The sequence below is a fragment of the Halobacillus shinanisalinarum genome (assembly GCF_022919835.1).
Classification (GTDB): Bacteria; Bacillota; Bacilli; order Bacillales; family Halobacillaceae; genus Halobacillus_A; species Halobacillus_A shinanisalinarum.
In genome coordinates, this window is the sequence record NZ_CP095074.1 from 2,674,852 (window position 1) to 2,694,988 (window position 20,137).

19 protein-coding genes and 2 pseudogenes are annotated in these 20,137 nt (G+C 40.5%); 16 read left to right on the forward strand and 5 right to left on the reverse strand.

The window, feature by feature from the left end:
• The first annotated feature begins 4 nt into the window (after nucleotides 1-4).
• The 7 genes from MUO14_RS13430 (at nucleotide 5) to MUO14_RS13460 (ending at nucleotide 8,619) form a co-directional block, all read left to right on the forward strand.
• Nucleotides 5-646: an anti-sigma factor family protein gene (locus MUO14_RS13430; RefSeq protein ID WP_244751175.1), complete on the forward strand. Its 642-nt coding sequence runs from the start codon at nucleotides 5-7 to the stop codon at nucleotides 644-646.
• 265 nt (nucleotides 647-911) lie between these two features.
• Nucleotides 912-1,730 (forward strand): diadenylate cyclase CdaA, encoded by an 819-nt coding sequence (gene cdaA, locus MUO14_RS13435; RefSeq protein WP_244751176.1) that lies wholly within the window; start codon nucleotides 912-914, stop codon nucleotides 1,728-1,730.
• On the forward strand, nucleotides 1,723-2,688 hold the full coding sequence (locus tag MUO14_RS13440) for a CdaR family protein (RefSeq protein WP_244751177.1): 966 nt from the start codon (nucleotides 1,723-1,725) through the stop codon (nucleotides 2,686-2,688). Before cdaA ends, MUO14_RS13440 begins: the two co-directional genes overlap by 8 nt.
• Before the next feature lie 227 nt (nucleotides 2,689-2,915).
• Nucleotides 2,916-4,265 carry a phosphoglucosamine mutase gene (gene glmM, locus MUO14_RS13445; protein WP_244751178.1) on the forward strand — a complete coding sequence of 450 codons (1,350 nt, stop codon included), beginning with the start codon at nucleotides 2,916-2,918 and terminating at the stop codon, nucleotides 4,263-4,265.
• A gap of 476 nt (nucleotides 4,266-4,741) precedes the next feature.
• Nucleotides 4,742-6,544: a glutamine--fructose-6-phosphate transaminase (isomerizing) gene (gene glmS / locus MUO14_RS13450; protein ID WP_244751179.1), complete on the forward strand. Its 1,803-nt coding sequence runs from the start codon at nucleotides 4,742-4,744 to the stop codon at nucleotides 6,542-6,544.
• A gap of 460 nt (nucleotides 6,545-7,004) precedes the next feature.
• Entirely contained in the window at nucleotides 7,005-7,601 is a 597-nt protein-coding gene (locus MUO14_RS13455) for a class I SAM-dependent methyltransferase (protein WP_244751180.1), read from the forward strand.
• Nucleotides 7,602-8,361: 760 nt separating this feature from the next.
• Nucleotides 8,362-8,619, forward strand: a complete 258-nt coding sequence (locus MUO14_RS13460; RefSeq protein WP_244751181.1) for a hypothetical protein — start codon at nucleotides 8,362-8,364, stop codon at nucleotides 8,617-8,619.
• 344 nt (nucleotides 8,620-8,963) lie between these two features.
• Here MUO14_RS13460 and MUO14_RS13465 read toward each other — a convergent pair.
• Nucleotides 8,964-9,685 (reverse strand): annotated as a pseudogene (locus tag MUO14_RS13465) (carboxyl transferase domain-containing protein); the annotation flags it as partial.
• Between the two features lie 132 nt (nucleotides 9,686-9,817).
• On the opposite strand from MUO14_RS13465, the gene MUO14_RS13470 reads away from it, so the two are divergent.
• The 3 genes from MUO14_RS13470 to MUO14_RS13480 all read left to right on the forward strand — a co-directional run bounded on the left by MUO14_RS13470 (nucleotide 9,818) and on the right by MUO14_RS13480 (nucleotide 11,583).
• Nucleotides 9,818-10,753, forward strand: a complete 936-nt coding sequence (locus tag MUO14_RS13470; protein ID WP_244751182.1) for an alpha/beta hydrolase — start codon at nucleotides 9,818-9,820, stop codon at nucleotides 10,751-10,753.
• Between the two features lie 31 nt (nucleotides 10,754-10,784).
• Nucleotides 10,785-11,204, forward strand: a complete 420-nt coding sequence (locus tag MUO14_RS13475) for a universal stress protein (RefSeq protein ID WP_244751183.1) — start codon at nucleotides 10,785-10,787, stop codon at nucleotides 11,202-11,204.
• Nucleotides 11,205-11,433: 229 nt separating this feature from the next.
• Nucleotides 11,434-11,583, forward strand: a complete 150-nt coding sequence (locus MUO14_RS13480; protein ID WP_244751184.1) for a small acid-soluble spore protein P — start codon at nucleotides 11,434-11,436, stop codon at nucleotides 11,581-11,583.
• 94 nt (nucleotides 11,584-11,677) lie between these two features.
• On the opposite strand, the pseudogene MUO14_RS13485 reads toward MUO14_RS13480, so the two are convergent.
• A pseudogene (locus MUO14_RS13485) lies at nucleotides 11,678-11,971 on the reverse strand (LVIVD repeat-containing protein); the annotation flags it as partial.
• A gap of 123 nt (nucleotides 11,972-12,094) precedes the next feature.
• On the opposite strand from MUO14_RS13485, the gene MUO14_RS13490 reads away from it, so the two are divergent.
• The gene (locus MUO14_RS13490) at nucleotides 12,095-12,709 is read left to right on the forward strand and encodes a restriction endonuclease (protein WP_244751185.1); all 615 of its coding nucleotides are present in this window, start codon (nucleotides 12,095-12,097) and stop codon (nucleotides 12,707-12,709) included.
• A gap of 345 nt (nucleotides 12,710-13,054) precedes the next feature.
• A complete protein-coding gene (locus tag MUO14_RS13495) occupies nucleotides 13,055-13,177 on the forward strand; it encodes a hypothetical protein (protein WP_244755582.1) in 123 nt (40 codons plus the stop codon).
• 137 nt (nucleotides 13,178-13,314) lie between these two features.
• Here the strand turns inward: MUO14_RS13495 and MUO14_RS13500 are convergent, their stop codons facing one another.
• Both MUO14_RS13500 and MUO14_RS13505 read right to left on the reverse strand, forming a co-directional pair.
• The gene (locus MUO14_RS13500) at nucleotides 13,315-13,560 is read right to left on the reverse strand and encodes a helix-turn-helix domain-containing protein (RefSeq protein ID WP_244751186.1); all 246 of its coding nucleotides are present in this window, start codon (nucleotides 13,558-13,560) and stop codon (nucleotides 13,315-13,317) included.
• Between the two features lie 82 nt (nucleotides 13,561-13,642).
• Nucleotides 13,643-14,266, reverse strand: coding sequence for a sigma-70 family RNA polymerase sigma factor (locus MUO14_RS13505; protein ID WP_244751187.1), 624 nt, complete (start codon nucleotides 14,264-14,266; stop codon nucleotides 13,643-13,645).
• A 371-nt stretch (nucleotides 14,267-14,637) separates the two neighbouring features.
• On the opposite strand from MUO14_RS13505, the gene MUO14_RS13510 reads away from it, so the two are divergent.
• The 3 genes from MUO14_RS13510 to MUO14_RS13520 all read left to right on the forward strand — a co-directional run bounded on the left by MUO14_RS13510 (nucleotide 14,638) and on the right by MUO14_RS13520 (nucleotide 18,424).
• Nucleotides 14,638-16,245: an alkaline phosphatase D family protein gene (locus MUO14_RS13510; protein ID WP_244751188.1), complete on the forward strand. Its 1,608-nt coding sequence runs from the start codon at nucleotides 14,638-14,640 to the stop codon at nucleotides 16,243-16,245.
• 195 nt (nucleotides 16,246-16,440) lie between these two features.
• Nucleotides 16,441-17,295, forward strand: a complete 855-nt coding sequence (locus tag MUO14_RS13515) for a chemotaxis protein (protein WP_244751189.1) — start codon at nucleotides 16,441-16,443, stop codon at nucleotides 17,293-17,295.
• Nucleotides 17,296-17,575: 280 nt separating this feature from the next.
• The gene (locus MUO14_RS13520) at nucleotides 17,576-18,424 is read left to right on the forward strand and encodes a protein-glutamine gamma-glutamyltransferase (protein ID WP_244751190.1); all 849 of its coding nucleotides are present in this window, start codon (nucleotides 17,576-17,578) and stop codon (nucleotides 18,422-18,424) included.
• A gap of 58 nt (nucleotides 18,425-18,482) precedes the next feature.
• Here MUO14_RS13520 and MUO14_RS13525 read toward each other — a convergent pair whose 3' ends face one another.
• Nucleotides 18,483-19,028 carry a flavodoxin family protein gene (locus tag MUO14_RS13525; RefSeq protein ID WP_244751191.1) on the reverse strand — a complete coding sequence of 182 codons (546 nt, stop codon included), beginning with the start codon at nucleotides 19,026-19,028 and terminating at the stop codon, nucleotides 18,483-18,485.
• 112 nt (nucleotides 19,029-19,140) lie between these two features.
• Between MUO14_RS13525 and MUO14_RS13530 the strand changes: the two genes are divergently transcribed.
• Nucleotides 19,141-20,049, forward strand: coding sequence for a LysR family transcriptional regulator (locus MUO14_RS13530; RefSeq protein WP_244751192.1), 909 nt, complete (start codon nucleotides 19,141-19,143; stop codon nucleotides 20,047-20,049).
• Nucleotides 20,050-20,137: the final 88 nt, after the last annotated feature.

Genomic DNA, 20,137 nt, shown 5'->3' on the forward strand with positions numbered 1-20,137 from the left:
GGAATTGAATTGCAATAAAGAAGTTGTGGCTCTTATGCATAAATATTTGGATGGCGACTTAGTGAAAGAAGAAGAGAGACGACTACGCGATCACTTACAAGTATGTCCATCCTGTCAGAATCATTTCCATGAGCTGAAACGTTCGATTACATTAGTGAAAAATGCCGGACCTGTGACGGCACCTTCAAATTTCACTGCCAATGTGATGGCCGGCTTGCCTAAAGAGAAAAAGAGAAGGAATTACGTGCGCTGGTTACAAAGGCATCCAATGGTTACAGCAGCTGCTGTATTTTTTATATTAATGTTTAGTGGCATCTTCTTTGCCTGGAATCAAGACCATCAAGTTACCGTATCTAAGCAAGATGACTTGGTGATTCAAAATAATACGGTTATCGTGCCTGATGGAGTGACTGTTGAAGGTGATTTGGTCGTTCGCAACGGAGATCTGAAAGTCGATGGAAAGATTAACGGAGACATTACATTAATTAACGGCGATATAGTAACGGATGACGGTCTTGGTGATATTACGAACGGGAAGAAGTATCAGGCATATGTCAGCGGTGAAATAAATGAGGTTAACCAAGTATTTGAGTGGATGTGGTATCATACGAAAAAGTTCACAACTGACCTCTTTTCCTTTGAATAAATAATGACAAAGTGACCACTATGAATGGCTCATAGTGGTCCTTCTCGTCCTTTATATGGGCAGGGTGTGGCTCCATGTTGATCCATCCTCTTACACATAAAGGGGGATGTCCGAACTAGTACAGGGCTTGTCGATATAAATCAAATTTTAATTGGATGATTTTAACCGAATTTCCTAGGCTAACCAGTCTAATAATATTCGCAAAAGTAAAAGTATGATATAATAACACAGGCTATGGCAATTTTTTATAAAAGGAAGTGTAGGCATGCTTGATGGGGGAAATGATGTATTAGATTATCTTTTAATAGCAATTGATATCGCCCTTGTCTGGTTTGTTGTATATAAATTAATCATGCTTATCCAAGGAACGAAGGCCGTTCAGCTGTTGAAAGGGATCTTCGTGATACTCGGTATATGGTTATTGAGTAACTTAACTGGACTGACCACACTAAGGTGGCTGATGTCACAAGCAATGACTTGGGGTTTTCTTGGGATTATTATTTTATTCCAGCCCGAATTAAGGAGAGCTCTTGAACAATTAGGGCGCGGCAGTTTCTTTAGCAGGACGTCCGCTGAAGAGGAAGATAAGGAAAAGTCGATTCAATCGATTATTAAGTCGTGCAACTATATGGCGAAACGGCGTATTGGTGCTTTGATTACGATTGAACGTGAAACAGGGATGGGTGATTACGTTGAAACGGGAATTGCTGTCGGCGGACACTTGTCGAACGAACTCTTAACGAACATATTTATACCGAACACACCGCTCCATGACGGTGCAGTGATACTTAAAGATAATGAAATTGTGGCGGCCGCCTGCTATTTACCATTATCAGAAAGCCCGTTTATTTCAAAAGAATTGGGTACGAGACATAGAGCAGCGATGGGGATCAGCGAAGTGACCGATGCCCTTACGATTGTCGTATCAGAGGAAACAGGAGCGATTTCCTGTACGAAAAGCGGTGAGCTCCATAGGGGATTGAATCAAGAAACCCTAGAAAGTATCCTTAGAAATGAGCTTGATTTTGGATCCAAGACCCCTGCCTCAAAATCATGGAACTGGAGGGGGAAAAAGAATGGATAATTTATTTAGGAACCGATGGTTTATTCGAATTATCTCATTGCTTTTAGCCGTACTTTTATGGGTGTCTATTAATATTGATGATAATATGGATTCAGAAGATCAATGGTTAGGTGAGGGTTCTTCTGAAATGGAAATTATGAATAATGTTCCCATTGAGGTTCGTTTTGATAGCGAGCAATATGTTGTAAGTGGGCTGCCCCAGAACGTTGTGGTCACTGTTGAAGGTTCGAACAGTGCCATAACCCCTGTCGTCAGGCAACAAAATTTTACGGTATTTGCGGATTTAACGGATTTAGGTCCAGGCACACACGAAGTATCTCTTCAGCACACAGGTATAACGAGCAATTTAACTGTCAATATTGACCCTAAAGTAGTCGAAGTGACAATCGAGGAGAAAGATAGCGAAGACGTTGGGGTAAATGTGGATTATATTAATGAGAGTGAAATTGAAAACGAATTTGTGATAGGGGAAGCCAAGGTTGATCCAGAAGAGGTTACCATCACTGGATCAGCAAGTGTGATCGACCGTGTGGCTCTTGTCCAAACAATAATTGATGTCGGATCAGCTAAGGGTACCATTGAAGATGTGGAAGCTCCCGTGAAAGTCTATGATGCACAAGGGAATGAGCTGAATGTCTTGCTAGACCCATCAACGGTGGAGGTAACCGTCCCTCTTACCAAACCAAAGAAGGCGGTGCCGATTTCATTTACGCCTAAAGGAGGAGCACCTGAAGGAGTTATTATTGATTCTATCACTTCCGAGACGGAGGAAGTAGTGATCAGTGGCCCTAAAGATGTGCTTGCTCAGATAGACAGCTTAAGTGACGTCCCAGTTGATGTGACAGAAATTTCAGGGGATCAGACAGAAGAAATTGAAATCCCATTGCCAGATGGAGTCAATAGTGTCGATCCTAAAACAATAGAAGTTGAAATAAATGTAGACCAACAAGGGCAATAGATAAATGGATAATGTATAAGAGGATGTTCAAACAGTCAACCAAATGATAAACGGTGCATTTCTTCGTTGCTCGGTTTTCCGGTCCTCACGTATGTAAGGCATACGCTGTGGTCCTCAAAACTTTCGCGCTTCGAACTTCTTGCGCGCACAAGACGTGCTCGTGTCGACGTTCTCATTCTTTTGAACACACACTATAATAGGGAATTAGGAAAGAGAGGTTGCTATATATGGGTAAATATTTTGGAACAGATGGTGTTCGTGGTGTTGCTAATAAGGAGCTCACACCCGAGTTTGCTTTTAAACTGGGACGTTTTGGCGGCTATGTGCTGACCAAAAACGTCCAAAGACCGAAAATATTAATTGGACGAGATACACGTATTTCAGGTGAAATGTTTGAGGGAGCACTTGCTGCTGGACTTCTATCGATTGGTGCAGAAGTTATGCGCCTTGGTGTCATTTCTACTCCTGGAGTAGCCTACTTAACAAAAGCTCTTCAAGCTGAAGCGGGTATCATGATCTCAGCGTCACATAACCCCGTTGAGGATAATGGGATTAAATTCTTCGGTCCTGATGGGTTTAAATTAACAGATGCTCAGGAACTAGAGATTGAAGCATTGATCGATGGGGAAGAGGATACATTACCTCGTCCATCAGGGGCGGATCTTGGACAGATCAATGACTACTTCGAAGGTGGTCAAAAGTACATGCAGCATCTGAAGCAAACCATAGATTTCGATTTTGAAGGGTTGCATATTGCTCTTGATTGTGCGAACGGGGCGACATCATCGCTAGCTTCTCATTTATTTGCGGATTTGGAAGCGGATATATCATCAATTGGTTCCTCTCCAGATGGATTGAATATTAATAAAGATATTGGATCAACGCATCCAGAGTCATTGCAGCAACTCGTTAAGGACAAGGGTGCAAATATTGGTTTAGCTTTTGACGGAGATGGCGACCGCTTAATCGCTGTTGATGAAAAAGGCAGCATCGTTGATGGCGACCGGATCATGTATGTTTGTGCAAAATATATGAATGAAAAAGGGACATTGAACCATTCAACTGTTGTCTCTACAGTAATGAGTAACCTTGGCTTTTATAAAGCGATTGAGGCTCAAGGCATGAAGAGTGATAAAACAGCAGTAGGTGATCGTTATGTGATGGAAGAAATGCGTCGCGGCGGCTATAACCTCGGCGGTGAACAGTCTGGGCACATTATCTTCTTGGATCACAACACAACAGGTGACGGCATGCTGACAGCTCTTCAGCTTGTCAATGTCATAAAAGAAACTGGAAAACCGTTATCAGAACTTGCGAATGAAATGGAGAAATTCCCGCAAGTTCTAAAAAATGTTCGTGTCATTGATAAGCAACGGGTTCAGACACATCCACGTATTCAAGAAGCAATCCAAGTTGTTGAAGAAGAAATGGGGGAGAGCGGCCGTGTGCTCGTACGTCCATCTGGAACTGAGCCGCTTGTCCGCATCATGGTTGAAGCACCGACAGAAGAACAATGTGAGGAGTATGTCCAAAAAGTTGTTCAAGTAGTGGAAGAGGAATTAGGAATGAAAGAATAACGAAAGCTCTTGCGCAGGAGAAGGCACATGATTTCCTCCTGCGCATACTTTATTACATACGATTAACAATATGGAAACAACTTAAAATAATAATTGACCAAATCAGCCGATGTCGGGTAAAATGAAGATTGGCTTGAGAGATTTGACGAAGTAGCATGTCCTGTACTCGTTAAATTGGAACAAGGCCGTTATTCAAATACATGAAGGAGGAACGTAAGGTAATTTGTTCATAAAGCGCCAGGGCTGTGATCGAACGAAGAGACACAGTTGACGAGGAGGAGAATCATCGAGTTTTCGGCGGATATCTCCCGGTTGCTTCACTTCAACCGCATGTTTATGTGTTAAACCTGAGAGGCGACTCTTTGTCCAAACCACATGTACAAAGTGAAACAAAAAATAGTAACGGGGAAGGGGTAATCGACTGCCCCTTATTTAAGGTTGTCGTTTACTCCTTTCTCCTTAGGAGGATAACAACTATGTGTGGAATTGTAGGTTATATAGGACAGGAAGATACGAAGGAAATTTTGCTAAACGGATTAGAGAAACTTGAATATCGAGGCTATGACTCTGCCGGAATCGCTACACTTCATAAAGACGGTGTTAATGTTTCAAAAGTGAAAGGGCGGATTGCTGCATTAAGAGAAGCGGTCAATGGGAACGTCCATGCAACGATGGGGATTGGTCACACTCGCTGGGCGACACACGGTGCTCCCAGCCGAGAGAATGCGCACCCTCATCAAAGTACGACAGAGCGATTCACAATCGTTCATAACGGGGTTATCGAGAACTATATGGATGTTCGCGATCAGTACCTAACTGGTGTAGAACTTCAAAGTGAAACAGATACAGAAATTATTGTCCAGTTGATTGAAGTTCTTAATAACGACCTTAACGACGTGGCAGCAGCTTTCCGTAAAGCTGTTGAACTGCTGACAGGTTCTTATGCGATTGCCCTTATGGACAGTGAAGACAGCGACACCATTTATGTAGCGAAGAACAAGAGCCCTTTGCTTGTCGGCCTTGGTGACGGCTTTAAAGTTGTAGCTAGTGACTCAATGGCTGCACTTCATGTTACAGATCAATTCCTTGAGCTGATGGATAAAGAAACAGTCATCCTTCGTCGTAACGAGGTAGAAATCTTAGACCCTAACGGTGAAAAAGTGGCTCGTGAACCGTTCACAGCTGAAATCGATTCCACAGACATTGAGAAGGGAACGTATCCTCACTTCATGCTCAAAGAAATCGATGAACAGCCGTTCGTTATTCGTAAAATCATCCAAGAGTATCAGAACGAAAACGATGAAATTAAACTAGATCCAGAGATCCGTGCAGCGATGAAAGCCTGTGACCGTATTTATATCATTGCAGCAGGCACAAGTTATCACGCCGGTCTTTTAGGGAAACAGTTTATTGAAAAATTGGCTAACATCCCAGTAGAAGTTCATGTAGCAAGTGAGTTTTCTTATAACATGCCGCTTCTTTCTGAAAAGCCATTGTTCGTTTACATTTCTCAAAGCGGTGAAACAGCAGACAGCCGTTCTGTCCTAGTTCAAACGAAAAAATTAGGCCACCCAGCTTTAACGGTCACAAACGTACCTGGATCAACCCTTTCCCGAGAAGCGGATTACACGATGCACTTGCATGCAGGCCCGGAGATTGCCGTGGCATCAACAAAAGCTTATACAGCGCAAATGGCTGTACTCGCTATTCTTGCTGTTGATTCAGCCCGTGCAAAAGGCATCGACCTAGACTTTGATCCAATGCAAGAGCTGGGTATTGCAGCAAATGCGATGGAAGCTCTAACAGACCAGAAAGAAGATCTTGAAACACTTGCACGTGATTACTTGTCAGTGACTCGCAACTGTTTCTTTATCGGCCGCGGCATTGACTATTATGTAGGCCTAGAAGGATCACTTAAGCTAAAAGAAATCTCCTACATCCAAGCAGAAGGGTTTGCAGGAGGAGAGTTGAAGCACGGAACCATCGCTCTCATCGAAGAAGGTACACCTGTTGTCGCACTTGCAACGCAGGCGAACGTGAACTACTCCATCCGAGGAAACGTTCAGGAAGTGGAAGCACGTGGTGCCAACAGTATGATCATCAGCATGAAAGGTCTAGACAAAGAAGGCGATGCATTCGTCATCCCGCATGTTCATGATTTGCTAACACCGCTCGTATCTGTTGTGCCACTGCAGCTTATTTCTTATTATGCAGCGCTTCACCGTGATTGCGATGTTGATAAGCCAAGAAACCTAGCGAAAAGTGTGACAGTTGAATAGATTTTCCGCTTAGAAAACACGATTGTGAATTTAAAATAAAGTCGCGACGTTTGTAAAAAAGATGCGATATTTAAATGTTTTGAAGTTTTACCCCTTTAGATATGATTATCTGAAGGGGTGTTTTTGTTGCGAAAAGAAAGGGAAAGTTGAACTTGGATAATCCATTCCTTATGGAGAGTTTCAAGAGATGATGTAACCGCTGTTCCTGCTGAAATACTAAATAATTCTGAAACATCAAAGCGTGTCCTTGAATTAACAGATGAGGCTTTGAAATAAAGTTTGATAATATATAATAAAGATTGATCATTTCAAATAAAGATCGAAAATTTATAAAAAAGTTTGATACAGTTATGGTGATATTCTGGATTCTTTCAATTCAGCAAACGGGCCATATGGGGGAATAAATCAGATCAAATAGGACAGTTTGTAAAGAAAAATAGTTAAGCTAAAGGAGTAGAATATGGGAAATAATGTTTTTAAACAGATGGCAAAAAAATATGATACAGAAGAACGAATTGCATTAGCCAAAGTTATAGTAAAGGAAGTAAGACCAGAATTACGAAATAGTAAATCAAAATCTTTAATAGACTATGGGAGTGGTACTGGTCTAATCGGTTTAGAATTATCGGATTTGGTGGATTCTGGTTTGTTGGTGGATTCATCAAAACAAATGTTGGATATTGCAAAAGAAAAAATTTCTAGCAAAGGAATTACAAACTGCAAGGTGACTTATGCAGATTTTACCGAAGAAACACCTAAACTTAAGGCAGACATAGTTTTAATGTCACTAGTTCTTCTTCATATTCCGGATACTAAAAAAATTCTACAAGAATTATTTAATATTTTAAATAATGGTGGCAAATTAATTATTATTGATTTTGACAAAAACGATAAAGTAAATCATCCAAAGGTTCATAATGGTTTTTCGCATGAAAGCCTTAAAAAAATGTTATCCGAAGTTGGATTTAAATCCATCAAAATTAGGACATTCTATCACGGAAATCGTATTTTTATGAACCAAGATGCCTCAATGTTTATTACTAGTAGTATAAAGTGATTTCTTAAACGATCGGGCGCATTTATCGAATAACGCGTCTTTTTGAATAGGGGCATTTTATTGAAGATCTTCCTCGAAGGTATATTCATGGGGAAATTGATGGAGATTATGAATGGAATATAATTAAACTATAGAGAATATGGGATCCTCAAAGGCGTGATTCCATTATCCAAATTGTAAATTGGTTGTGGTTATGAGACGCTTAGTCACATAACACACCCGATATTATAAAGTGAATAAAAAACTTGAAGGCTGTCGAGACTTCTCGACAGCCTGAGGAACTTCCCATCATTTTTTTACATTTGGTTCTAGATCAATTCTTTATGGCTGGCGTTTTCTTGGTTGTTTCTCTTCTTTCCTTGCATGTTGCTGTGCGTTTTTATTTGAGAGCTTTTTGTTTCCTTGAGCCATGATTTTCCCTCCCCTCACTTTTATTATTTCAAAAACCAGTCGTTTTATTGATTGAAATGAAAGAAAACCCTAAAACCTAATAAGGAAAGCCCCTGGAAAGGATGAAATTCTCTCCGGGGACTTATTCGCTGAAAATTTACATCAGTTACCTTAGTTAGGTAATAAAAGTATAAATATGTGGTGAAAATTTAGCTGAAGCAATTAGTAAAGGAATTGGGGCGTCATTTTAAGTCTAATTCATAATACCCCACAATATTATGATAATATAAATAGCGTAGGGTAAAATGGTGATTTAGCAATCATAATCATCTATAATAGAATAATTGAACTATTTATGAGGGGTGAAGCTATGTTAAGGGAATCTGACTTTCCAACAGAGGAAAACAAGGAACAATGGGTAAGGAAACGTAATAAGAAACTGGAAGAGATGGGGCAGTATTTTCAAAGATATTTCCATTTAACTAAGGTTAGAGAGAACGATAGTAGCTATGAAGTACAGGGTTACGTTTATCACCCGGGGTATGGTGAGATTAAAATGGCGTTTGAGTTCACCTATGATAATGTAGCTAAATTTACTGATTTGTTTGAGGAAATAGAGAATAAATAATCGTGTAGTGTTACGAATGACCAAAAGCTGTGAAACAGAATATCGCACAAAAGGCTCCTAACTAAAATGTTTAGTTAGGAGCCTTTTGTGCGATGGAAGGAGCAAGTCATACTTACGTGGAAGTCAATGTGGGGGTGAACTTAAAACACATAGACTTACTGGTGCAAAAGCCAAAGCAAACAGCTTCAATTAGCGGAATAACTTTTTAGATCGTAAACAGCACTTTATCGTTTCTTATAAGCAGATGGCCGTCTCTAATAAGGGGGGGTTTAGGGGGGATAAAAAGACGCGACATTTTTAAATGTTGCGCCTTTTTGAGATCATCCGGCACTCAAGGAGAGACCTTAACTTAAAAACCGGTGGGCCAGTCTCCTTTCACTTTTACTTCCATTATTCACGAAGGCAAACTCTAGGGCTTGGCACAAAAACCTCCTTGTGTCACTAGGATCAATTACATCATCAATAAGGTGTTTAGAGGCCGCTTTATAAGGAGAACTATCGAATGTCCAGCTCTCTAATAACTTTTTTCTATCTTCTTTCGGATTTTCCGAATGTAGTAGCTGTCGTCCATATACAACATTGACACCGACTTCAAGGCCTGTAAAGTTAATTTCAGTTGTTGGCCAGGCATCAACAAAGTCAGCCCCCATAGAAGGTCCGCACATATTTCCGTAGGCCGCTCCAATCCAATACTTTTACGGATGATTACGGATAATTTAGGAACAGTGGATTGGGCTAGTGCTTGATTCCACACCCTTATTTTGGTTGGGATCTTTTCTTTTTCTGCCTCCATACTAATTCGGAAACCGGGGGTGTCGTGTAAGAAAATTAAAGGAATATGATAGGAATCGCACAAACAAATAAAGTCGGTCGCTTTTTCACATTCTTGAACTCCAGCAGCGCCCGCGTATTTATTTGGTTGATTGGCGACGATTCCTACGACCTTTCCGTTCAGATGAGAAAGGACGGTCAGCAATGCTCAAAGGTTGGTTTATATTCGAAAAAACTCTCCATCATCTACTATTTCAGCGATGATTTTGTTCATATCATACACTCTATTATTTCGGTATTTTTAGGCTTATCGACGCCAAGATTTTTTTCATAATAAAAAATTGCTAATAATCATGTTCTCCATCTATAATTAAATTAGATTTGTTACCAGGTAAAGTCACCATTTTACAAAAAAGGGGAATGAAAAATGGTATTAGATCGGCAAGTGAAAGTCTTACTTCAACAAATAGAAGCGGCGGGAGCTCCGCCCTTAGAGAGCTTACCCCCGGTATATGCACGTCAGGCGTTCCAAGAGCTAGAAGGAAATTCAGAGGAACCGCCAGAACCTGTTGCTAAAGCTGAAAATCGGTCTATTTCAGGACTAAGTGGGGATATAAATGTAAGGGCTTACACACCTTCAGGGGAAGGCCCCCATCCTGCGCTTGTTTTTTATCATGGCGGAGGATGGGTGATCGGCAACCTGGATACCCATGATAATGTGTGTCGTGCTCTAACCAATTTGGCGAACTGTGTCGTTATATCAATCGACTACCGTCTCGCACCGGAGCATAAGTTTCCGGCAGCTGTTGATGATTGTTATGCGGCGGCCCAATGGATAATCGAACACCCTTCAGAGTTCAACATTGATGCCTCCAAAGTCGCCGTCGGTGGAGATAGTGCAGGGGGAAATTTGTCAGCAGTCATTTGTCATTTGGCTAAGGAGCGGGGAACCTTTAATTTGGCTCATCAGCTGCTCTTTTACCCAGCGACAGATTTCACAGCAGAAACTGAATCAATGCGGGAAAATGCAGAAGGTTACTTTCTTACAAAAGGCAGTATGTTCTATTTCCGTGATCATTATTTGCGAACACCTGAAGATGCTGCAAACCCGTTAGCTTCACCATTTTTAATAGACGACCTTTCAGGACTGCCCCCGGCAACTGTTATCACAGCTGAATATGATCCCCTCCGTGATGAAGGGGAAGCATATGCCAACCGTTTAAAAGAAGCTGGAGTTCCCGTTACTCTTAAAAGATATGATGGAATGATTCACGGATTCGTCAGCATGGCGGATAAGCTGGATCAGGGGAAAAGGGCCTTAGAACAAGCGGGACATTTGTTACGCTCTGCCTTTGATAAATAAAAAATACTATATATACGGGAAGGGATACACTATGTTTGATCGAATTCTGTTAGCGTCAGATGGTTCAGATCATGCTGTACGCGCCACACACATGGCTGTGAAATTAACTGGTTCAGAAAAGCATGGAAAAGTAACCGTCATTTATACAATCGATGGTTCTACGTCCAAAACTGATGTGTTATCAGAAGAGAACAGCATGGCTCTTCAAGAAAAAAGGAGAGAGCGCCTGCATGCAACAGAGGATATTTTGCAAAGTGAAAAGATTGACTACGAGGTGCGAATTGTCAAAGGTGATCCGGGTCCGACAATCGTAAAATTTGCTAATGAAAATCGCTTTAGTGTTGTAGTAGTCGGGAGCAGAGGGTTAAATCGATTGCAGGAAATGGTGCTTGGAAGTGTCAGTCATAAAGTGGCGAAACGTGCGGAGTGTCCAGTCGTCATAGTAAAATAGTGAAGGATATGTTTTGTCTGTGAATCCAATTGGTTCACAGACATTTTTAATATTAAAAGGAAGTCATTTTTCAATAGCAGAATAATTTTGAACTTATTTTTCCCAACGTAAGTAATTATTATTCCAGTACTTAGAGGCAATGATCAAATATGCAGACGTTTCATAACAAATGAATAGTTATCATTCCATTTTCAAAAGCTATTCATATAAAAGGAAGGAGGAGAATACCATGTCTACCCCTAAAGGACCGAAGCAGCAAAAGAATCCAAACTTACCCAAAAGCCCTGACCAACCTTATGGAGAGCCGTTGAAAGGATCTCATAAAGTAAAGCAGACTAATCATTCGCGACAGAAGCAAAAGACGTCACATGATATGTAGTCAATTATAAAAAGAGAGAGGACCTGCCTCTCTCTTGATCATTACTTAGTAACGCTGGGTTTCGTGTTTCGGTACATTCGTTTTGTTGTTTCCATCATTTTTTCAGTAAAACCTTCAAGCCATTTCCCATGTCTGAAGCTAAAATATAGTTTCGATTGACAAAGACACCCCAGAAATAGGCTCCTTAGGTACATACTTTCCAATCTGGATAGGGTTTGACGTGTATGTGATATCTACAGCTCTCAGTCCTCCTGCATAGTTGGAAAGGTAAAGTGTTCCCGTGAACTTTTGGATTATGAACTGTGTTTGCAAAAGTAACCTCATCTTCTACGTTATCTACAAGATCGGTTTTAAATGTACTAAGAAGCTGAGGGGTTGTAGGATTCTTAGGCCTATGTTCAAGAATTGTAGAAGTCACACTTTTTTGCCGGGGGATTGCCTCTTTTGTATGAAAAATTGTGACACTGTCTAGAATTAATTATGGGACTTACGTTTAACAGGAGGCTGACGTATGGGGTTAATTGAAATGGCTGCATTTGTTGTCATAGCGATCGCACTCGTGCATTTATGGATTGTACGGAAGTCACATCATCATCAAGCACTTACGATTTCTGAACAAATTAAAGCAGATGAAAACATCAAGAAAACACTCGCCATGGGATTGTATTATAGATTTAAGAAAAATGAAAAGACAGAAGAGGGTAAGGAAGTTGTAGAAAAAAACTCTGAATTGTTTATAAAGGAGGATCCGATTAGTTTTGAAAGGTTTGTTGCGAACGTTTTCGAGATGAAGTTCAATGGTACAGCGTGGGTTACGAATCCTTCCTGGGACTTTGGTGTCGATTTCGATCTTACAGTGAAAGACGAGAAATACTTAGCTCAGGTCAAATGCTACAAAGATGATATAGGTTATGAGCCGATTGCTTTGCTGCATTCGAATGTGATTAAAGAAGAAGCGGCGGGCGGCTATATCATAACAACTGGGTCTTTTAATGAAAATGCAAGGACTTATGCTCGGGGGTTGAAGAACATCGAACTCATTGATGGTGTAGAACTAGTTGAATACTGGTTAGCAGGTGTGAAGGAAGTAGATGAGGAGTTGGTCGGTGAGGTGAGCAGGGCATAATTAGTTGAGGTTAGGATGCTGGACTTACTGCATTGATCGTCGACTATGGAACCGATGAACGTATCGACCATACGAGCCGTGGAGAAGGAGTTCGAACCGTCGAAGAAGAAAGCTAAGCTGTTGGGGTGGCTAGTGCTAAAGAGGATGACGCTTGTTATAAAAGTACTGAAATAACAACACACGAAGCCCCATTAGAAATCGTAACTCGGGGGCTGGCTGGACGCAAACAATTGGAAATCCTTATCCCATGAAGAATTGTTGAAGCCAGAGAAAAATTATCATTTTCGATTCGTACTTCACCCGTAGGACTATGTTTTAAAGCCAGGTCACCGAATCGGTGTCATCATCGCAGGAAGTGATAGAAGTTATATCACTTCAAACCAGGGGTCAGTGGAGTTTAATGTCTCTCTAGGACAGAGCTCCGTGAGTTTACCTATAGTTGGCGGTAAAAAGGAACTAGGCTTTTAGGGCATAACTAGATGATGGTCTATCCCTTATATATTTTTAAATCAAGAGAGGAAGCTACTTAATAGGCAGCTTCTTCTCTTTTATTTTCTCAAACTGTTATTCGTTTTTCGACATCAGCCCTATTTTCATTCAAGAAATTAGCATTCTTGCTGTCGTTCTACCTTTTTCTTGAATTCCCAGAATCCCTCCGTGCTTTCAATATCGTATTGGCACACAATTTCGATTGTTTTGATTTTTAATTCTTGATACAAGTCTTCTTGTTCTTGTGGTGAAGTCTGCTTCAAGGAAAGTCCAATTTTAGGCTCGAATTTTTCGATAATGGTATTTATGGCTTCATTATCATTCTGTTGAGCTTTTTTCGTTAAGTTAAGAAGTGTAGTCATGGTAATTCCTCCTCGTGATTTTTGTGTTTTTTTCAAAGTGCTCAATCCAATTTATTCTTGCACAGAGGATAAGAGATTTCATTTATATATAATCTCCTGTTAACTGTTTTTTCATTTTTGACAAAGCTTTTTTTCGTGTTTTAGTAATAGACTGTTGCGAAACCCCCTCGTTCACAGCAATTTCCGTATCCTTCATATCCAATAGATACGCCGACTCTAGAATATATCGCTGCCGTGGTGTGAGAGAACGAATTGCACGATAAAGGGCAGGGTTCTCAATTTGATTCTCCAAATCATTAGCTCGTTCGATGACTAACTGATCGATAGGTAACGCTTGATTGTCTTTCATCATCTCTAGGTTTGTAGGAACGGTATCTTCGTCATCACGAACGGGTTTGTCTAATATTAATAAATGCCGTTGGCTCTCTCGGTTCTTTTTTTGGTCAAAACGGATAGCGTATCGCCTTATGTTACTGGATAGTAGGCTAGTTAATCTTATTTCAGCGTAATGCTCCTGAAAAGCAGTATCTAGTTCTTTAGCCGCTTCTATAGTAGCCTGCTGGAGGAATTGTTCTAATAAACATTGATGTTGTTTATTTTTAAGAAACGATTGCACTAAAGCATTGGTGACAAAGCCTTCGTTTTCTTCGATAAATCGCCCTACTTCTGTATATTGATCGTCGTGTGAATCGTCACGGCGTTTCATCTTATTACACTCCCTTCTATTTTAATAAAGGCAGATTTAGCGGTTATAACACAACCTTAATACGAACGTTTGTTCGCTTTTTATTATAATGAATAATTGTCATCAGATCTAGAGGAAAAAGTAAAAAAATAGAACTTACTAGAAAACAGTGGTTGTGATTTAGTTTAATGGCCTGCCTTTAAATAATAGACGGGGCGCAAGATGAAGTAGAAACATTGAGGAAGAAATCCCCCGTAACAAAAAATTCGCATAGGAGGGTATTTAATGTTTCCTAAGGGTTCGTGTTATGACAAAACGAACACGCCGGCCCGAACAGGTTGAAAAATCTAGTAACTAAGAAAATAAATTTCAAAATGGGAAGGAGAATTTGTATGAACAATAAATTTATAGAAACGAATGAGGAATCCCTGGCCGCCTTAGTTAAGAAAGGGCTCAAGCCTGCTGATCATGAATTAGCAGACTCTAAAACACCTGCGTTTAAAGATAATCCCTTCAAATTAGGTGTTGCTTCCGGTGATCCTCTATCTGATAGTGTGGTGTTATGGACAAGGCTGGCACCGGAACCTCTAGCCGAGGATGGATTGGGAGGAATGCCAAATCGCAAAGTACCTGTTCAATGGGAGGTAGCTGAGGATCAGAATTTTAGATACGTAGTAAAACAGGGGTTGTCCCTGGCTCTGCCGGAGCTGGCTCACTCGGTGCATGTTGAACTGGATGGACTTGAGCCAAAGCGGTATTATTATTATCGCTTCAAGGTAGGTTCGGAATTTAGTCCTGTTGGCAGGACGAAGACAGCTCCTCCAGTAGGTGCTTCCATTCCTTCACTTTCCTTTGCTGTTGCGTCCTGTCAGGCCTGGTATCATGGCTACTACACTGCGTATAAACATATGACGGCAGAGGAGCTGGATTTCGTCCTTTTCTCGGGTGATTATATTTATGAGTATGCGATAAACTCTAATAACCTAGTTCGACCTGTCAGACTTTCAAATGCACATAACGTCAAGACAGTAACCCTTGATCAATACCGTCTTAGATACTCACTCTTCAAAACAGATCCTGATCTCCAAGCTGCTCATGCTGCTTTCCCTTGGGTTCTAACATGGGATGATCATGAGGTCGAGAACAACTATGCAGATGAAGATTCACAGTATGGAGCTTTCACCTATCAGTTTCTACAACAACGTGCCGATGCCTACCAGGCCTATTATGAGAATCTTCCCCTTAGGAGCACGGCAATCCCTGATGGTCCAGATATGCGTATGTACCGTAAGCTCACATACGGGGACCTTGCCGAATTCAATGTACTGGATACGAGGCAGTATCGGGATGATTATTCTTCAGTAATTGTCAGCGGGCCAGAAGCAAACGTGCGTCTCGATCCGGACCGTACCATCCTTGGGGATGAGCAGGAACAATGGTTGATAAATAATTTAAGGAATTCACAAGCAACATGGAATGTCCTAGCTCAACAGGTTGTTATGGCAGAAATTGATCGTGATACGGGTTCAGGAGAGTCCTACAGCATGGATCAATGGGATGGATTTGTGGCAGATCGTGAGCGTATTTTCTCAGCTTTCAAGGAATATAAAGTTCAGAATCCGGTCGTCCTATCTGCTGATATACACCGACATGTAGCTGCAAATCTTAAGGAGGATTTCAAGGATCCGGACTCAGCTAGTATTGGTACAGAGTTTGTCGCGACATCGATCGCCTCAGATAAAGATGGTTCAGAAACGGACGGGTATGGACCCGTCTGGTTAGGAAATGATCACGTGAAACTTTACAACGCACAGCGTGGATATGTTCGCTGCCACGTTACACCGGAAGAGTGGAGAACCGACCACCTTATTGTCCCTTATATCACCAGTCCAGGTGCACCGATTCGTACACGTGCCAGTTTTGTTGTCCGAAATGGAAATCCAGAATTACAGGAGGTGAGTACCGAAACTAATGTGAAAAATGAAAAAACACACGTATAATAAGTGTAATAACCTAAAATAGCCGTGCAGATCTCGATAGTTAGCTATAACTTCGAAAAAGGCCAGCAGCTCGAGTTTAAAGGCATTAAGCTGCTGGCCCCTTATTTCCTATAGTAAATTAGCAAAATAATGGATAGGAGATTTACTACATGTTATTGAATACTACATAAGGATAGAATTACAGGGGGTGAGTATATGTCACAGAAACTTGCTATTGTTATTCTTCACGGAGCTGGTACCCCGGAAGAGAACTTTGCAGAAGAAATGATCGGAAAAATCCATAAAGGCTTCGCAAAAAAACTCAAAGTTGAAAATCCTGGTCAAGAGTTGGTGTTTCAACCTGTATATTGGTCTTCCATATTTGAAACAGAACAAAATAGACTCTGGGAAAGACTTCAAAAGGATGCTGATCTAGATTACGTTCGACTGCGCCGTTTTGCTGTTGAGTTTCTGGCAGATGCTGTCGCCTACCAACCAACATCTGTAGCGGACAGTAACTACGATAAGGTACATGCTTTGCTGGCTCAGTCCTTGAATAAGTTACAAGAAAAGACAGGACCAAACGCACCGTTGTGCGTGATTAGCCATAGTCTTGGTTCGATAGTGGCGAGTAATTATTTCTATGATTTACAATTTAAGCATGAAAATATAGGGACTCATACAAGAAGAAATACAAGTAATACAGCATTAGAACAGGGGAAAACGCTAGCATTATTTTATACAATGGGAAGTCCGATGGCTTTGTGGTCTTTGCGCTTTATTGACTTTGGCTTTCCTATCAATGTCCCATCCCAATTTATTAAAAAATACTACTCGAAACTTCAAGGCGAATGGCTTAATTTTTATGACAAAGATGACATTCTGGCGTACCCTTTAAAAGGATTAAACGATCATTACCAAACCTCCGTCACCAAAGATATCCAAGTTAATGCAGGCGGGCTCCTCACAAGCTGGACACCTTTTTCTCATAGCAAATACGACACCGACAATGATGTGATCACTTCGATCGTAGACGGACTAGTTAGAACGTGGAAGGAGGTCAATTTTTGAAAAGGGGTTTTAAAGGTTAGGAAGGAGTAGGTTTAATCGACTATCTGATATACCCGGTAAGTGGTTGTCAGTTAGTAAACCCTATTGCTATGTACATATCCAGTCATATTGCCTCCCTCTAGTGAGAGTAGAAACCTTCCTTAGATAAAGGATTGTTTACGACATGCACCGACTTCTAGAGGATATTGCTTAATTAGTGAAAGTCACACATTAAAACGTTGTTTGAATAGGCTAGATAATAATACAAAGGAATTACCTAAGTTTGGAAAAGAGGTATAGTATGATTCTATTATCGGGAACGCCTTTTCAACAAAGTGGGATGTGGCCGTCTGGAAGTATTGAAAGCATGATTATTCAAAGAATGAATGAGGATACGCTCGTTTACCCGTATTCATCTTTAGATGAATTATCGTTTGAACTTAAGTTGCGCAAAAACATCATATTAAGTGCAAAAGCCATGAACCAAAGTAGTGCTGAGTTCGCAATATTTGCAACATCCCGTTGCAATCCCGAGTACTGGCATTTGACTGATATCGGTGGGTTCCAGATGCGGCAGGATGTAAAGCCATCTGGCGCGATTCAGGACATTTATAAAAACAGCTCACAATATGCATTTGAATGTGCAGGGGCAATGATCATCATCTATTACCATGCAGTTTTAAATGTAATTGGCGAATTATCTTTTAATCAGTTATTCCCAAATATTCATATATACAGCTGGCATTCTGATCCTGATCTCGGGATACAAATCATTCGCACTGATGATTTTTTACCTGGCGATATTGTCTATTTTAATAACCCGGACTTTGATCCCAAGCTCTCTCAGTGGAGAGGAGAAAATGCTGTGGTTCTTGGGGATGGGACGTATTTTGGCCATGGGCTTGGGGTACGGACAGCTGAACAAATGATTCAGGCTCTTAATCAAAGGAGAAGGCCGGGTTCCAATCAATCGGCTTATCTGGAAAATGGAGTTAAAAGGCCAGCGTTTAAACACTTGGCAAGATTCTCGATGCCGTCACGAAACCATTCATTTATAAAATACCAGTATGTTATTGTCCCCCATAATGAAACCTCAATTTCATTTGAACGATATATGTTCTTATTAATTGCGGCTTATAATCATATGTGAAATAATCCAATTGAGAAGAAGCTGTTATGGAACAGCTTCTTCCTTTTACATATAGGGATTAAATACTCAATAAGTTTTTCAATAGTAAAGATGCATTGCTTAATGCTAATTCGTCCTTTTGGATTTCCCCGGGTTTTACAGCATTGCCTATCACATATCCTTCAAAAGACATCTCAAAAAAATCACAAATGTATTGGAATTGCTGGACAAGTGGTAATCCTTTAATGTGAGGCGAATCTCCACCAACTGCAATGACGTAAACCTTTTTCCCTTTCATACAATCTCTGAAATGCGCATAGTTCTTTTCCCTAACCGTTTGTGACCACCGATCAATGAAGTTCTTCATGACTCCTGACATACTGTACCAATAAATCGGTGTTGAAAAAATTAATACATCATGACTTAGCATGATATCGGTAATTTGATTATTATCATCATTAATCACCTTGAATCCATCTTCAGAATGACGCTCATCTTTTATTGGTTCAATGATACAATCTCTTAAATAGATGTGAGTGACGTTTTCCTTAGGTACGGCTTGATGTGTTAAATATTCAGTGTTTCCATTGGCACGAGTCGATCCATGAATGACTGCTATGCTCATTTGACATCCTCCTTGTCGTTTTGATACTTCTACATTACAATATAATCAATCATCATTACAGATGATGATTTCGATTGGAGTAATCGGTCATACCGATTTAGGAGAGGTAAGTATGGAAATTAAACAATTACGGACTTTTCAAGCAGCTAGTAAGAACTTAAATTTTACGCAAACATCGAAAGAACTCAATTATGCTCAATCAAGTGTAACCGCACAAATTAAAGCGCTAGAGCTTGAACTTGGAACAACCCTCTTTGAAAGATTAGGGAAACGCCTTTTATTAACAGAAGCAGGAAGACAATTTAAGTCATATGCTGACAACATTATTTTATTATCAGAGGAAGCAAAATTTTCCTTGAATGCTAGAGAGCAAGCAGGCAGTCTTGTCATTGGTGCCCAAGAAAGCCAATGTACCTATCGTCTTCCCCCGTTGTTAAAAAAGTTTAAACAAAAGTATCCCCTGGTCAAACTGATATTTAAGCCAGCCCATTCAGATGAACGAGCAAGAGAACAACTGCTGCAAGGTCAGCTGGATCTAGCATTTATCATGGATACAGAGAAGCCCGAACAGTTTTTACATATCGAACCTTTAATCGAAGAAGAACTTAAATTAGTGGCTTCATCAAGTAACCCTTTAGGTAATAAATCAAGAGTTCTACCTGAACACATTAAGAATGAAACCCTGCTGCTGACTGAGACCGGATGTTCTTATCGTACTTTATTTGAACGGTGTCTCCATGGAGAGGGTGTTTATCCTGCTAATATTTTTGAATTTGGAAGTATTGAAGCCATTAAACAGTGTGTTATAGCTGATTTAGGTATAGCTCTATTGCCTGAAATGACTATGTTATCGGAATTAAAAGAAGGGAAGGTTAAGGAACTCAATTGGGGAACAGATATGGCCCAAATACAGACTAAAATGGCATGGCATAAGGATAAATGGATAACTCCCCCTTTAGAGGCTTTTATAAAGCTAACAAGAGGGGTATTTAATTATTCCCCGGACGGTGAATGGTCTTAAGGTAAACGGCAAGCCAAAAAGTTTGATAGGAAATGTTGGAGCGACGTCATAGTTTCATGACAGACATGACATAATTAGATTTATCCAA